The organism is Achromobacter piechaudii NBRC 102461 (assembly GCF_001571245.1).
In the GTDB taxonomy this organism is placed as follows: Bacteria; Pseudomonadota; Gammaproteobacteria; order Burkholderiales; family Burkholderiaceae_B; genus Achromobacter; species Achromobacter piechaudii.
Genome location: NZ_BCTK01000001.1, coordinates 148320 through 162130, shown reverse-complemented (window position 1 = coordinate 162130; position 13811 = coordinate 148320). Strand labels below are relative to the sequence as shown.

At 67.2% G+C, this 13811-nt stretch carries 10 protein-coding genes; 8 read left to right on the top strand and 2 right to left on the bottom strand.

Going from position 1 to position 13811, the window contains the following annotated elements; genetic code table 11:
- Nucleotides 1-3: 3 nt before the first annotated feature.
- The 8 genes from API01S_RS00860 to API01S_RS00825 all read left to right on the top strand — a co-directional run bounded on the left by API01S_RS00860 (nt 4) and on the right by API01S_RS00825 (nt 11161).
- Nucleotides 4-1299 (top strand): acetyl-CoA C-acetyltransferase, encoded by a 1296-nt coding sequence (locus API01S_RS00860; protein WP_061302674.1) that lies wholly within the window; start codon nt 4-6, stop codon nt 1297-1299.
- Nucleotides 1296-3266 carry a 3-hydroxyacyl-CoA dehydrogenase NAD-binding domain-containing protein gene (locus API01S_RS00855; protein WP_061302672.1) on the top strand — a complete coding sequence of 657 codons (1971 nt, stop codon included), beginning with the start codon at nt 1296-1298 and terminating at the stop codon, nt 3264-3266. The genes API01S_RS00860 and API01S_RS00855 overlap by 4 nt, the downstream gene beginning before the upstream one ends.
- A 63-nt stretch (nt 3267-3329) precedes the next feature.
- On the top strand, nt 3330-4652 hold the full coding sequence (locus tag API01S_RS00850; RefSeq protein WP_050729922.1) for an OmpP1/FadL family transporter: 1323 nt from the start codon (nt 3330-3332) through the stop codon (nt 4650-4652).
- 56 nt (nt 4653-4708) lie between these two features.
- Nucleotides 4709-7099, top strand: a complete 2391-nt coding sequence (locus API01S_RS00845; protein ID WP_061302670.1) for a 3-hydroxyacyl-CoA dehydrogenase/enoyl-CoA hydratase family protein — start codon at nt 4709-4711, stop codon at nt 7097-7099.
- A gap of 10 nt (nt 7100-7109) precedes the next feature.
- Nucleotides 7110-8309 carry an acetyl-CoA C-acyltransferase gene (locus tag API01S_RS00840; RefSeq protein ID WP_061302668.1) on the top strand — a complete coding sequence of 400 codons (1200 nt, stop codon included), beginning with the start codon at nt 7110-7112 and terminating at the stop codon, nt 8307-8309.
- Nucleotides 8310-8347: 38 nt separating this feature from the next.
- Entirely contained in the window at nt 8348-8893 is a 546-nt protein-coding gene (locus API01S_RS00835; protein WP_039884352.1) for a DUF4442 domain-containing protein, read from the top strand.
- Nucleotides 8857-9447: a chalcone isomerase family protein gene (locus API01S_RS00830; protein ID WP_061302666.1), complete on the top strand. Its 591-nt coding sequence runs from the start codon at nt 8857-8859 to the stop codon at nt 9445-9447. The genes API01S_RS00835 and API01S_RS00830 overlap by 37 nt, the downstream gene beginning before the upstream one ends.
- Before the next feature lie 16 nt (nt 9448-9463).
- Entirely contained in the window at nt 9464-11161 is a 1698-nt protein-coding gene (locus tag API01S_RS00825; RefSeq protein ID WP_061302664.1) for an AMP-binding protein, read from the top strand.
- 33 nt (nt 11162-11194) lie between these two features.
- Here API01S_RS00825 and API01S_RS00820 read toward each other — a convergent pair whose 3' ends face one another.
- Both API01S_RS00820 and API01S_RS00815 read right to left on the bottom strand, forming a co-directional pair.
- A complete protein-coding gene (locus API01S_RS00820; protein WP_061302662.1) occupies nt 11195-12763 on the bottom strand; it encodes a sulfatase-like hydrolase/transferase in 1569 nt (522 codons plus the stop codon).
- A gap of 9 nt (nt 12764-12772) precedes the next feature.
- On the bottom strand, nt 12773-13747 hold the full coding sequence (locus API01S_RS00815) for a Bug family tripartite tricarboxylate transporter substrate binding protein (protein ID WP_050729917.1): 975 nt from the start codon (nt 13745-13747) through the stop codon (nt 12773-12775).
- Nucleotides 13748-13811 lie beyond the last annotated feature (64 nt).

Below are 13811 nucleotides of genomic sequence, written 5' to 3'. Positions count from 1 at the left end.
CCGATGGCATTCAAACCGGTTTATGTAGTCGACGGCGCCCGCACGCCCTTCCTGAAAGCGCGCACGGGCCCGGGGCCATTCTCGGCGGGCGATCTGGCCGTACAGTCCGGCCGCGCCCTGTTGCTGCGCCAGCCCTATGCTCCTTCCGACCTGGACGAGGTGATCATCGGCTGCGCCGCCCCCTCGCCGGATGAAGTCAACATCGGCCGCGTGATCGCACTGCGGCTGGGTTGCGGCGACAAGGTGCCCGGCTGGACCGTGATGCGCAATTGCGCGTCGGGCATGCAGGCCTTGGATTCCGCCATCGCCAACATTCAGACCGGCCGATCGCAACTGGTGCTGGCGGGCGGCACGGACGCCCTGTCCCGCGCACCGCTATTGTTCTCCGACGACATGGTGCGCTGGCTGTCCGGCTGGTACGCCGCGCGCGGCCTGGGCGCCAAGCTGGCCGCGTTGCGCGGCTTCAAGCTCAAGAACCTGGCGCCCGTCATCGGGCTGCTCAAGGGCCTGACGGATCCGGTGGTGGGCCTGTCGATGGGCCAAACAGCGGAAAACGTCGCCACGCGCTTTGGCATCGACCGCGCCGCCATGGATGCCTACGCGGCCGGCAGCCACCAGCGCGTGCTGGCAGCGCGCGCGGCGGGTGCGCTAAACGAAATCACGCCGCTGATCGATCCGCAAGGCAAGCTCTACCCCGACGATGACGGCGTGCGCACCGACTCCACGCCCGAAAAACTCGCCAAGCTGCGACCCGTGTTCGACAAGCCCTGGGGCAACATCACGGCGGGCAACAGCTCGCAGGTAACGGACGGCGCGGCCATGCTGGTGCTGGCGTCCGAAGAAGCGGTGGCGCGATGGAACCTGCGTCCGCTCGGCCGCATCGTCGACAGCCAGTGGGCCGGCCTGGACCCGGCGCAGATGGGCCTGGGCCCCGTACACGCGGCCACGCCCATCCTGCAACGCCACGGCTTGGGCTTGAATGACATGGACTTGTGGGAGATCAACGAAGCCTTCGCCGCGCAGGTGCTAGGGTGCCTGGCGGCATGGCGCGACGATGCCTATTGCCAAGCGCACTTCGGCACGCCAGCATGGGGGCCGCTGGACCCGGACAAGCTCAACGTGGATGGCGGCGCCATCGCGATCGGCCACCCCGTGGGCGCATCCGGCGCCCGCATCGTGCTGCATCTGCTTGAAGCCCTGAAGCGCCGTGGCGCCAGGCGCGGCATGGCGGCCATCTGCATCGGCGGCGGCCAAGGCGGCGCGATGCTGGTTGAAACCCTGGACGAGGACCGCCCATGACGACAATGGACACGCTGTCCCACTGGCGCCTGGACCGCGAACCCGACGGTCTGGCCCGCCTGACCTTCGACCGCGCCGGCAGCGCGGTCAATGCGCTGTCGGCGGACACCATGGCCGAATTGGCGGTGGTGCTGGATGCGCTGGACGCCGCGCCCCCTGCGGGCCTCATCATCCAGTCCGGCAAGAGCACGGGCTTCATCGTGGGCGCGGACGTCAACGAATTCGCCAGCCTGGACACTCCCGAGCAGGCGCGCGGGCTGATCGCACGTGGCTGGAATCTGTTCAATCGCCTGGCGGCCGTGCGTTACCCCACGCTGGCGCTGATCCAGGGCCACTGCCTGGGCGGCGGCCTGGAACTGGCGCTGGCGTGCCGCTACCGGCTGGTCGCCGATCAACCCGGCACGTCGCTGGCGCTGCCCGAAGTCATGCTGGGCATTTTCCCCGGCTGGGGCGGCATGCTGCGCCTGCCAAAACTGATCGGCGCGCCCGCCGCGCTGGACATGATGCTGACCGGCCGAGGCGCGGATGCACGACGCGCTGCCGCGCTGGGGCTGGCCGACGCGCGCGTGCCGCCGCGTCTGCTGCAAGCCGCCGCGCGCCAATTGGTGTTGTCGAAAAAGCCGCCACGCCGCGCGCGCGGCGTGGGCGCATTGGCCAACCTCTGGCCATTCAAATTGCTGGTCGCCAAGCGCGCCCGCAAGCAGATCGCCGCCAAGGACCCGCTCGGCCACTACCCGGCCGCACCCGCCATCGTCACGTTATGGGAAAAGCACGGCGGCAACGCCCTGCAAGCGCCGGACCTGATCGACGCGATCATCTCGTCCGACACCGCACGCAACCTGTTGCGCGTGTTCCGCCTGCAGGAGCGGCTGAAGGCCAATGGCAAGCAGACCAGCGTCATGCCCGCGCGCCACGTGCACGTGGTCGGGGCGGGCACCATGGGCGGCGACATCGCCGCATGGTGCGCCTACAAGGGCCTGACCGTGACGTTGCAGGACCAGGACATGGCGCGCATCGCCCCCGCCATCGGCCGCGCCGCCGCGCTGTATGCGCGCCGCCTGAAAGATCCGCGCCTGGCGCGCGCCGCGCTGGACCGCTTGATTCCCGACCCTGACGGCGGCGGCGTCCCCCGCGCCGACATCATCATCGAAGCCATCAGCGAGCAGCCCGAAGCCAAACGCGCGCTCTACCAAGCGCTTGAACCTCGCATGAAGGCCGATGCCCTGCTCGCCACGAACACCTCCAGCCTGTCGCTGGAAACGCTGCGCAGCGGGCTCGCGCGGCCCGAGCGGCTGGTCGGCATCCACTTCTTCAACCCGGTGGCCAAGATGCCGCTGGTGGAAGTGGTGCATGCCGAGGGCGACGCGGACGAGGCTACCGCGCGCGCCTGCGCGTTCGTGGGCCAGATCGACAAGCTGGCGCTGCCCGTCAAGAGCGCGCCGGGATTTCTCGTGAACGCGGTGCTGGCGCCCTATATGCTGCAAGCCATGCGCAGCGTCGACGAAGGTATGTCGCCGGAAACCGTGGATGCCGCCATGGTCGCATTCGGCATGCCGATGGGTCCGCTGGAACTGGCCGATACCGTCGGGCTGGACATCGCCCGCGCGGCGGGCGAGGAACTTGCTGGCGGGGCCGAACCGCCACGCTGCCTGGCCGAGCGCCTGGCGCGCGGCGAGCTGGGTAAGAAAAGCGGCAAGGGCTTCTACACCTGGCGCGACGGCAAGCCCGTCAGGCAAGGCAAGAGCGGCGAGTCACACGCCACCGCTCCCGCCGGCCTGGCGCAACGCCTGATTCAACCCTTGGTGGACGCCACGCAGGGACGCGTGCAGTCGGGCGTGGTGGCCGATGCGGATTCGGCCGACGCCGGCGTGATTTTTGGAACGGGGTTCGCGCCATTCACGGGCGGACCCTTGCATTACCAGGCCAGCAATGCCTGGCGCAGCAGCAAACCGGCTCAGGCCGATTAGACCGGGTCACACGCAAGACCGGCAGTGCAAGAGAGACATACATCAACTCGAGGAGGCAGTACCATGCGCAGACGTTCATTGTCCCTGAGCACCTTGTCGGCCCTTGTGGTCGGCCTGGGCGCATCCGCAACGTCCTACGCCGCCGGCTTTCAGCTCTTGGAGCAGAACGCCAGTGGCCTGGGCAACGCTTATGCAGGCTCGGCGGCAAATCCGGAAAACGCCAGCATCATCTATTTCAACCCGGCAGGCATGACGTATTTGCCGGGTGTGAATTTTTCGGGCGGGGTCAACCTGATCAAGCCCTCGTTCAAGTTCAAGGACAACGGCGACAGCCGCAACCCCTCCGCTCCCGGCCTGCCCGGCTCCGGCCTGAACGGTTCAGTCCCCACGGGCGGCAATGGCGGCGACGCCGGCAACCTGGGCGTCGTGCCCAACCTGTACGCCTCCTGGCAGTTGAATGAGCAGTGGTACATCGGCCTGGGCGTCGGCGCGCCGTTCGGCCTGATGACGGAATACGACGACGGCTGGGTGGGCCAGTACCATTCCAACAAGTTCGAGATCAAGACGATCAACGTAAACCCGTCTATCGCCTACAAGGTCAACGAGAAGTTCTCGATGGGCTTCGGGCTGAACTGGCAGCACATCGACGCCAACTACAAAAAGAAGGCCGTGGTGCCAATCGCCGGCCTGCCGGTCGCCACCAACGGCGACGCGGACCTGAACCTGAAGGGCGACGCCTGGGGCTGGAACGTCGGCTTCATGCTGCAACCCACCGAAGACACGCGCATCGGCCTGTCGTATCGCTCGAAGATCAAGCACACCGCCAAGGGCGACACCGACATCACCAGCATCGGCCCGACCAAGCAGTCGGTATCGTTCGACGCCAAGGCCTCGGTGGACCTGCCCGATACGCTGATCCTGAGCGCCGCGCACCAGTTGAACGAACGCTGGGAACTGCTGGGCGATGTGTCGTGGACCGGCTGGAGCAGCATTCCCGACCTGAAGATCCGCAACTCGGGCCCCGGCGCGCGCGACGACGATCTGCCGCTGAACTTCCGCGACACCTGGCGCTTTGCGCTGGGCGCGAACTACAAGTTCGCCCCCGACTGGAAGTGGAAGTTCGGCCTGGCCTACGACCAATCGCCCGTGCACAAGGCGTCCGACCGCCCGACCTCCCTGCCCGACAACAACCGCTACTGGTTCTCGACGGGCGTGCAGTGGGCCGCCACCAAGAGCACCACGCTGGACCTGGGCTACACCTATCTGTACCTGCGCAAGACCGACATCGATACGACGTCCGGCAGCCAGGCGACCAAGGGCCGCGTGGCGGGCACCTATGACAGCAGCGGCCACATCCTGGGCCTGCAACTGTCGTCCCGCTTCTAGCCTTGCGCGGGCGGGCGGCCGCAAGCCGCACCGCCCGCTTTTTTAAGGAGAATCCCTTGAGCAAGTTCGTCGTCAAACACGTCGCCGTCCTGGGCGCCGGCGTCATGGGCGCGCAGATCGCCGCCCACCTGGCCAATGCCGGCGTGCCGGTCACGCTGTTCGATCTGGCCGCCCGCGAAGGCGACCGCAACGGCATCGTCAACAAGGCGCTGGCCGGACTGAAAAAGCTGGAACCCGCGCCGCTGGCCGGCGCCGCCCGCCTGGCGCTCATCACCCCCGCGAACTACGACGACCACCTGGACGCGCTGCGTGGCTGCGACCTGATCATCGAAGCCATCGCCGAACGCATGGACTGGAAGACGGCGCTCTACGAGCGCATCGCCCCGCATGTGTCGCCCGATGCCATCATCGCCTCGAATACGTCCGGGTTGTCGATCGACGCCCTGGCCAACGCCCTGCCTGACAGCCTGCGCGAGCGCTTCTGCGGCATCCATTTCTTCAATCCGCCCCGCTACATGCGGCTGGTGGAAATCATCGCCACGTCACATACGCAGCCGGCCGTGCTGGACCAGGTGGAAACCTGGCTGACGTCCACGCTGGGCAAGGGCGTGATCCGCGCGCTGGACACGCCCAACTTCGTGGCCAACCGCATCGGCGTGTTCTCCATCCTGGCCGCCATGCACCACACCGCACGGCTGGGCCTGGGCTTTGACGAGGTCGACGCGCTGACCGGTCCGAAGATCGGCCGCCCCAAGAGCGCCACCTACCGCACGGCGGACGTGGTCGGGCTGGATACGCTGGCGCACGTGGTCGGCACCATGGAAAAGAATCTGCCGGACGACCCCTGGCACCGCTATTTCGCGTTGCCCGAGTGGCTGTCGGCGCTGATCCAGAAGGGTGCGCTGGGCCAGAAGACGGGCGCGGGCGTCTACCGCAAGCAAGGCCGCGACATCCTGGTGCTGGACCTGAAGGCGCAAGACTACCGCCCCAGCGCCGGCAAGCTGGCCGATGAAGTGGCCGCGCTGTTGAAGGAACGCGATCCGGCCAAGCGCTTTGCCGCCTTGCGCGCCAGCGACCATCCGCAGGCGCAATTCCTGTGGAGCCTGTTCCGCGACATCTTCCACTACAGCGCCGTCCAGCTGGAACACGTCGCCGACAACGCGCGCGACCTGGACCTGGCCATGCGCTGGGGCTTTGGCTGGTCGCAAGGCCCGTTCGAAACCTGGCAAGCCGCTGGCTGGCAGGCGATTGCCGCCGCCGTGGCCGAGGACATCGCCGCTGGCCGCGCCATGAGTGACGCCCCCCTGCCCGCCTGGGCACTGGAACCCGAGCGCCAGGGCGTGCACGCGCCGCAGGGCTCGTATTCGGCGCGCACGGGCACGCTGCATCCGCGTTCGTCGCTGCCGGTCTATCGACGCCAGCAGTTCCCTGAACGCGTGTTTGGCGAAGGCCCCGATGACCGTGGCGTGACCGTCTGGGAAAACGAAGGCGTGCGCTTGTGGAACTTGCCGGACGTGGACGCGGGCATCGCCATCCTGTCTGTCACCTCGAAGAACCACACGCTGGGCGGCGAAGTGCTGGAAGGCGTGCTGCAAGCCGTGGCGCGCGCCGAACGCGATTTCGACGGGCTGGTCATCTGGCACGAACCGCCCTTCGCGGTGGGCGCCAACCTGCAACAGGTGGTGCAGGCTTGCGCCGACGGCAAGTTCGACATGCTGGAGGCCATGGTTGAGAAATTCCAGCGCACCTCGCAGTCGTTCAAGTACGCGCACATTCCTACCGTCGCCGCCGTGCAGGGCATGGCGCTGGGCGGCGGGTGCGAATTTTTGATGCACACCTCGCACCGCGTGCTGGCGCTGGAAAGCTATATCGGCCTGGTGGAAGCCGGCGTGGGCCTGATCCCCGCAGGCGGCGGCAGCAAGGAATTTGCCGGCCGCGCGGCCGCGCTGGCAGCCAAGACGGCAACGCCTGGCGAAGTGTTCCCCTACCTGCAACCGGTGTTCCAGACCATCGCCATGGCGCAGGTGGCCAAGAGCGCGCTGGAAGCCATCGACGCCGGCTTTGCGCGCGAGCACGACATCGTCCTGTTCCACCCCGACGAGCTGCTGTTCGTGGCCATCGGCCAGGCCCGCGCGGCCGCCGAAGCCGGCTACACGCCGCCGCCCCGCCTGGCCAACATTCCGGTCGCGGGCCGCAACGGCATCGCCAACTTCGAAATGGTGCTGGTCAACATGCGCGAAGGCGGCATGATCAGCGCGCACGATTATCGCGTGGCGCGCAGCGCCGCCGTGGCCTTGTGCGGCGGCGAAGTCGAAACCGGCACGAAGGTGGACGAAGAATGGCTGCTGGCCGTGGAGCGCCGCGAATTCGTGGCGCTGCTGCGCACGCCTGAAACCCAGGCCCGCATTCGCCACACGCTGGAAACCGGCAAGCCGCTGCGCAACTGAGGAAACGATCATGACCAAGCAGATTCAAGACGCTTACATCGTCGCCGCCACGCGCCTGCCGGTGGGCAAGCGCAACGGCGCCTACATCACCACGCGGCCCGACGACATGCTGGCCGCCGCGCTGAACGGCGCGCTGGCGCAGGTTCCCACGCTGGACGCCGTGCGCATCGAAGACGTGATTGCCGGCTGCGCCATGCCCGAAGCCGAACAGGGCATGAACGTGGCGCGCATCGGCCTGTTGCTGGCCGGCCTGCCGCAAAGCGTGGCGGGCGTCACCGTCAACCGCTTCTGCGCATCGGGCTTGCAGGCGGTGGCGGACGCCGCCGCGCGCATCCGCGTGGGCGAGGCCGACATCATGATCGGCGCGGGCACCGAATCCATGAGCGCGATGCCGCAGATCATGGGCAACAAGGTGTCGATGAACCCGGAAATATTCGCGCACGAAGAGAACATCGGCATGGCCTTCGGCATGGGGCTGACCGGCGAAAAAGTGGCCGAACGCTGGAAAGTGTCGCGCGAAGACCAGGACGCGTTTGCCCTCGCCTCGCACCAGAAGGCATGCGCCGCCATCGCGGCCGGCCACTTCCGCGCCGAGACCACGCCCTACGAAGTGGTGTCCCATCTGCCCGATGGCGCCAGCGGCGCGGTGCGCGTGGTGCGCCGCCTGGTTGAAGTGGACGAGGGCCCGCGCCCCGACAGCAGCGCCGAGGCCCTGGCGCGGCTGCGCCCCGTGTTCTCGACGCGCGGCAGCGTGACCGCCGGCAACAGTTCGCAGATGTCCGATGGCGCGGCCGCCGTGGTGCTGGTGTCCGACCGCATCCTGCGCGAATTCAATCTCAGCCCGCTGGCGCGCTTCGTCAGCTTCGCGGTGGCCGGCGTGCCGCCCGAAGTGATGGGCATCGGCCCCGTGGCCGCGATACCCAAGGTGCTGGAACGCGCCGGCATCACGCAGGACGCGCTGGACTGGATCGAACTGAACGAAGCATTCGCGGCGCAGTCGCTGGCCGTCATCCGCGAACTGAAGCTGGATCCGGCCAAGGTCAACCCGCTGGGTGGCGCCATCGCGCTGGGCCATCCGCTGGGCGCCACCGGGGCCATCCGCACCGCCACCATCACGCACGGCCTGCGCCGCACGGGCGGCAAGTACGGGCTGGTCACGATGTGCATCGGCACCGGCATGGGCGCGGCCGGCCTGTTCGAAGCCATGTAGAACGGCGCCACTTTGCGAAACGATCCGGCATGCCCAGCATGAAGCCCTATTGGTTCAAAAGCCTGTCGCCGCAATGGCGCGCGCGCCTGATGCGGGTGGGCTTCAACCTGCATCCGGCGTTTCGCGCCACCGGCGGCCGCGTGTTGTACGTGTCGCCGGATTTCCTGCACATCCGCATCAAGCTGCCGCTGTTGCGCCGCACCCGCAATATCGTGGGGTCGATGTATGGCGGGTCGCTGTTCGCCGTGACGGACGGCGCGCATCCCACGATGCTGATGTCCGCGCTGGGCCCCGATCACATCGTGTGGGACAAGGCGGCCTCGATCCGCTACCGCAAGCCCGCCTACACGACGCTTTACGTGGACTTCCGCCTGCCGCCCGACGAAATCGCGGACATCCGGCGCGTGCTCGCGCGCGAGCACGAAACCACCCGCAGCTATACGGTCGAATTGAAGGACAAGGACGGCGTGGTCTATGCCGTGGTCGAACGCACGATCTATATCGCAGACAAGAAGTTCTACAAGCGAAAAAACTCAGGAGGAGACACATGCAATGCATCCCTGGAGGGCGATCCACCGCCCTGAGCCTTATGCTTGTCGCCGCCCTGGCCGGCGCGCCGGTGCTCGCCGCCGACCGGGAAGTGGCGGGCACGCGCGTGCCGGAACAGCTGTCCGAAGGCGGCCACGCGCTGGTGCTCAATGGCGCCGGCCTGCGCACGAAATTCGTTGTGAAGGTGTACGTCGCCGCGCTGTACGTCACACACAAAAGCCATGATGCCGCCACGCTCGTCAACAGCACGGAACCTAGCCGCCTGCGCCTGCAATTGCTGCGCGACGTCGACAGCAAGAGCCTGGACGAAGCGTTGCAGGACGGCTTGCGCGACAATACGCCCAAATCTGAACTGGCTGCCATGAAAGCGCCCACCGACCAGCTGACCCGCCTGATGGCCGCTATCGGCACGGCCAAAGAAGGCGATGTGATCGATCTGTATTTCGACGCTGGCGGCGTCACCGGGACGCACAATGGCGTGCAACGGGGCCGCATCGACAACCCCGACTTCGCGCGCGCGCTGCTCCGCGTCTGGCTGGGCGACAAGCCGGCACAGGCCTCCCTGAAAAATGCCCTGCTGGGCAACTAGGCGGAACCCCGAGACGATGGAACCAATCTGGCACAAGAGCTACCCCGCTGGCGTTCCCGCGCGGATCGAGATGGATGGCGTGACCACGCTGGTGTCGGTCGTGCGCGAAAGCTGCCGCCGCTATGCGGACAAGACGGCGTACATCAGCATGGGCAAAGCGATGAGCTACGCCGAGCTGGACGCGCTGACGCGCGACTTCGCCGCGTGGCTGAACGCCCGCGGCCTGGGCCGTGGCGACCGTATCGCGCTCATGATGCCGAACCTGCTGCAATACCCCGTCTGCCTGTTCGGCGCCTTGCGCGCCGGTTGCGTCGTGGTCAATTGCAATCCGCTCTATACCTCGCACGAGCTCGAACACCAGTTGGTGGATTCGGGCGCGCGCGCCATCGTGGTCGCGGACAACTTCGCGGCCACGGTGCAAAAGGCCTTGCCCAAGAGCGCGGTGGAACAGGTGTTGGTCACGTCCATCGGCCAGATGCTGGGGCCGGTCAAGGGCCGGCTGGTGGACCTGGTGATCCGGCACGTCAAGCGCATGGTGCCGGCCTGGTCCCTGCCTGGCCACGTCAATCTGGCCGACGCGCTGCTCGCCGGCAGGCGCGAACCGTTCACCGAAGCGCAGTTGGACCAGCGCGACCTGGCCTGCCTGCAATACACGGGTGGCACCACGGGCGTCGCCAAAGCCGCGATGCTTTCGCATGGCAACCTGGTGGCCAACCTGAGCCAGGCGCACGCGTGGATCAAGCCGCTGGTCGCCGACGGGCAGGAATGCATCGTGACGGCCTTGCCGCTTTATCACATCTTCGCGCTGACGGCGAACTGCCTGACGTTCATGAAGATCGGCGCCAGCAACCTGCTCATCATCAACCCCCGCGACATTCCGGGCTTGATCAAGGAAATGAGCAAGGTGCCGTTTTCGGCCTTCACCGGCGTCAACACCTTGTTCAACGCGCTGCTGAACCATCCCGACTTCGCCAAGCTGGACTTCTCGCGCCTGCGCCTGACGATGGGCGGTGGCATGGCGGTGCAACGCGCCGTGGCCGACCGCTGGCGCGCCGTGACCGGCAAGTCGCTGGCGCAGGCCTACGGGCTGACCGAGACCTCGCCCGCCGTCACCGTCAACCCGCTGGACGTCAAGGTATTCACCGGCTCGGTCGGCCTGCCCGTGCCGTCCACGGAAATATCCATACGCAACGATGAGGGCGTGGAACAAGGCATCGGAGAAAGCGGGGAAATCTGCGTGCGCGGGCCGCAGGTCACGCAAGGCTATTGGAACCGGCCGGACGAAACGGCGCTGGTGATGTACCCCGACGGCTTTCTGCGCACGGGCGACATCGGCTACGTGGACGAAGACGGCTACGTGTTCCTTATCGACCGCAAGAAAGACATGATCCTCGTGTCGGGCTTCAACGTGTATCCCAACGAAGTCGAGGACGTCGCCGCGCTGCATCCTGGCGTGCGCGAAGTGGCGGCGGTCGGCGTACCGGACGAACGCTCGGGCGAAGCGGTCAAGCTGTATGTGATCCGCAAGGATCCGACGCTGGACGCCGACACGCTGATCGCCCATTGCCGCACGCAGCTGACGGGCTACAAGGTGCCGCGCTACGTGGAATTTCGCGATGACCTGCCGCGCACGAACGTGGGCAAGATCCTGCGGCGCGAACTGAAACCCGACGCCGCCGCGCCGCTTGAAAAACATAGCGCCGACCACGCGTGAACGTTGCTGGCGGGGCGCTGCCGCCCCGACCGGTTACCACTGTCCGAAGAAAACCCCTGCCCGCTTGTGCGCGTTCGTGGCCTTTTCGACCGCCTCGTCGCTCATGGTGGTGCGGCGCTTGCCGCGCAGCATCCAGTCCAGCAGGCGCTCGCGCAGTTCTTGCCGGATCGCGGCATGCGTCGCGCTGGTGCCCAGGTCCTGGAATTCGTCGGGGTCCGCATGCAGGTCGTACAGCTGTTCGGGCTCGTCCAGCCAGTACACATAGCGCCAGCGGTCCGTGCGCACGGACCAGGCGCGCGCGTTCTGCGGCGTCTTGCCGCGCAGGATGCGGGCCTGGCGGAAGCTGTAGTCCAACTCTGAGTACACGCAGTCGCGCCACGGCGTGGCGGCGTCGCGGCCATGCAGCAGCGTTTGCAATTCGCGGCCTTCGAGCCGATGCGCCGGTCCCGGCGTGCCCAGCGCGCGCAGCACGGTCGGCACGACGTCCACGCTTTCCACCATGTCGTCCAGCGCCTGCCCGCGCGTGGCGTCCGCCGCCGCCGACGGGTCCATCACGATGAACGGCACGCGTTGCACGGTGTCGTAGAACAGTTCCTTCTCGCCCAGCCAGTGGTCGCCCAGGAAATCACCGTGATCAGCCGTGAACACGATCAGCGTGTTCTTCATCAGTCCCGCGCCTTCCATGTAGTCGAACAACCGGCCCAGGTGGTCGTCCAGCTGCTGGATCAGGCCCTGGTAGGCGGGGCGCACGACGCGCACGCATTCATCGGTCGAGAAGCTCACGCTTTCTTCCTGCTGACGATACGCGGCCACCACGGGGTGCGCGCCGCGCAGCTCTTCGCGGTTGCGCCGCACGGGCAGGCATTGATCGGCGCGGTAGCGCTGGTGGTAAGGGGCGGGCGCCATGTACGGCCAGTGCGGCTTGACGTAGCTCAGGTGCAGCACCCAGGGCTGGCTGCCGCGCCGCTTCATGAAGTCCAGCGCTTGATCCGTCATGTAGGCGGTTTCGGAATGCGGCTCGGCCACGCGTGCAGGCAGATGGACGTTGCGCATGTTCCAGCCGCTTGCGATCTGTCCGTTCGCGTCCACGCCCGAAATGACGAAATCGGTCCAGGGGTCGGCGCTGTCGTATCCCTGGCGGCGCAGGTAGGCCGGGTAACCGCTTTCTTCGCCGGGCGGGTGGTGGCCGTCGTAGCGGTCCAGTTCAGTGAAGCCGCCTCGTTCAAGCAGCACGCCCAGCTCGGATGCGCCATCGATCGCCAGGCGCTCCATGCCGGCCTTGTCGGGGATGATGTGGGTCTTGCCCGCCAGCGCCAGATCGCGCCCCTGCCCCGCCAGGTATTCGCCCAGCGTGATCTCGTTGATGGACAGCGGCACGCGGTTCCAGGTCGCGCCATGCCGCGACGGATAGCGGCCGGTGTAGTAGCTCATGCGCGACGGGCCGCACACGCCGGAATTCACGAACGCGCGATCAAAGCGCACGCCGCGTGCGGCCAGCGCATCCAGGTTGGACGTTTGCAGATAGGGGTGGCCATAGCAGCTCAAGTGATCGGCACGCAGTTGATCCGCCATGATGAACAACACATTTTGCACGGTACTCATTGCCGCCCCTTATTGCGTGGCAGTGAAGCCGGAATCGCGCACGACGGGCTCCCATTGCTTGCGGTACGCGGCCAGCGCCTGGCCGGTGGCGGGCGCGTCCAGCGACACCGGTTCCAGGAACGCGTCGCGCACGGCTTGCTGCATGGCGGGTTCTTGCAGGATGGCGGCGATGTCGGCGCCCAGCCGGCGGATCTTGGCCTCGGGCATCGCGGCGGGCGCGAAAAAGGCGTTCCAGCCGTCCGCCGCAAGGTTCACGCCCCCTTCGCGGAAGGTGGGCACGTCTTTCAACTCGGCATCGCGCGCCTCGCCCGAGATGGCCAGGATGCGGATCTTGCCGGCGCGATGCTGCGGCAGCAAGGTGTCCAGCGTGTCGATGCCCTGCGGCAGGATGCCGCCAATCAGTTCCGTGATCAGCGGGGCCGATCCGCGATAGCCGACCACTTCGGGCTCCTGGCCGATTTCCCGGCCCAGCATCAACGCGAAAAAGTGCGGCAGGCTGCCGGTGGCCGGCACGCCTACGGTGAATTGTTTGGGATGGGCGCGCAGCCACTGGCGCAGGCCGGCCACGTCCTTGATGGACGAATCGGCCGGCACGGCCAGCGCAAACTTGTACTGGCTGACCAGCGACACCGGCTTGAAGTCGCGCTGGGCATCGTAGCCGGGCTGGGCATAGACCAGCGGCGCCACCACCATCACGGCGGGATTGGCCAGCATCAGCACATTCTGCGAGGCGGGCGCGGCGTGCAGGCCCTGCGCCGCGATACGGCCGCCTGCCCCCGTCTTGTTTTCGACGACGACCGGCACGCCCACCCGGTCTTTCAAGCGATCGGCGACCAGGCGCGCGATGCGGTCGGAACTGCCGCCCGGCGGATAGCCCACCACGATCGTCAACGCGCTATCAAGCGGCGGCTGCTGCGCCCCGGCCAGCGGCGCGGCCCCCGCCAAGGCGGCGACCAAGGCGGCGCCCGTCATCCATTTACGCATGGTGTTCTCCTGTCGACAGTGGCCCGCTGTCGGTTATGGTTCTTGCTGCCTGGCCGCACCGCAA

Bases quoted from the DNA above. Each gene is read 5' to 3' on its own strand.
- API01S_RS00860 (WP_061302674.1), top strand. From the start codon at position 4: ATGGCATTCAAACCGGTTTATGTAGTCGACGGCGCCCGCACGCCCTTC.
- API01S_RS00855 (WP_061302672.1), top strand. From the start codon at position 1,296: ATGACGACAATGGACACGCTGTCCCACTGGCGCCTGGACCGCGAACCC.
- API01S_RS00850 (WP_050729922.1), top strand. From the start codon at position 3,330: ATGCGCAGACGTTCATTGTCCCTGAGCACCTTGTCGGCCCTTGTGGTC.
- API01S_RS00840 (WP_061302668.1), top strand. From the start codon at position 7,110: ATGACCAAGCAGATTCAAGACGCTTACATCGTCGCCGCCACGCGCCTG.
- API01S_RS00835 (WP_039884352.1), top strand. From the start codon at position 8,348: ATGAAGCCCTATTGGTTCAAAAGCCTGTCGCCGCAATGGCGCGCGCGC.
- API01S_RS00830 (WP_061302666.1), top strand. From the start codon at position 8,857: ATGCAATGCATCCCTGGAGGGCGATCCACCGCCCTGAGCCTTATGCTT.
- API01S_RS00825 (WP_061302664.1), top strand. From the start codon at position 9,464: ATGGAACCAATCTGGCACAAGAGCTACCCCGCTGGCGTTCCCGCGCGG.
- API01S_RS00820 (WP_061302662.1), bottom strand. From the start codon at position 12,763: ATGAGTACCGTGCAAAATGTGTTGTTCATCATGGCGGATCAACTGCGT.
- API01S_RS00815 (WP_050729917.1), bottom strand. From the start codon at position 13,747: ATGCGTAAATGGATGACGGGCGCCGCCTTGGTCGCCGCCTTGGCGGGG.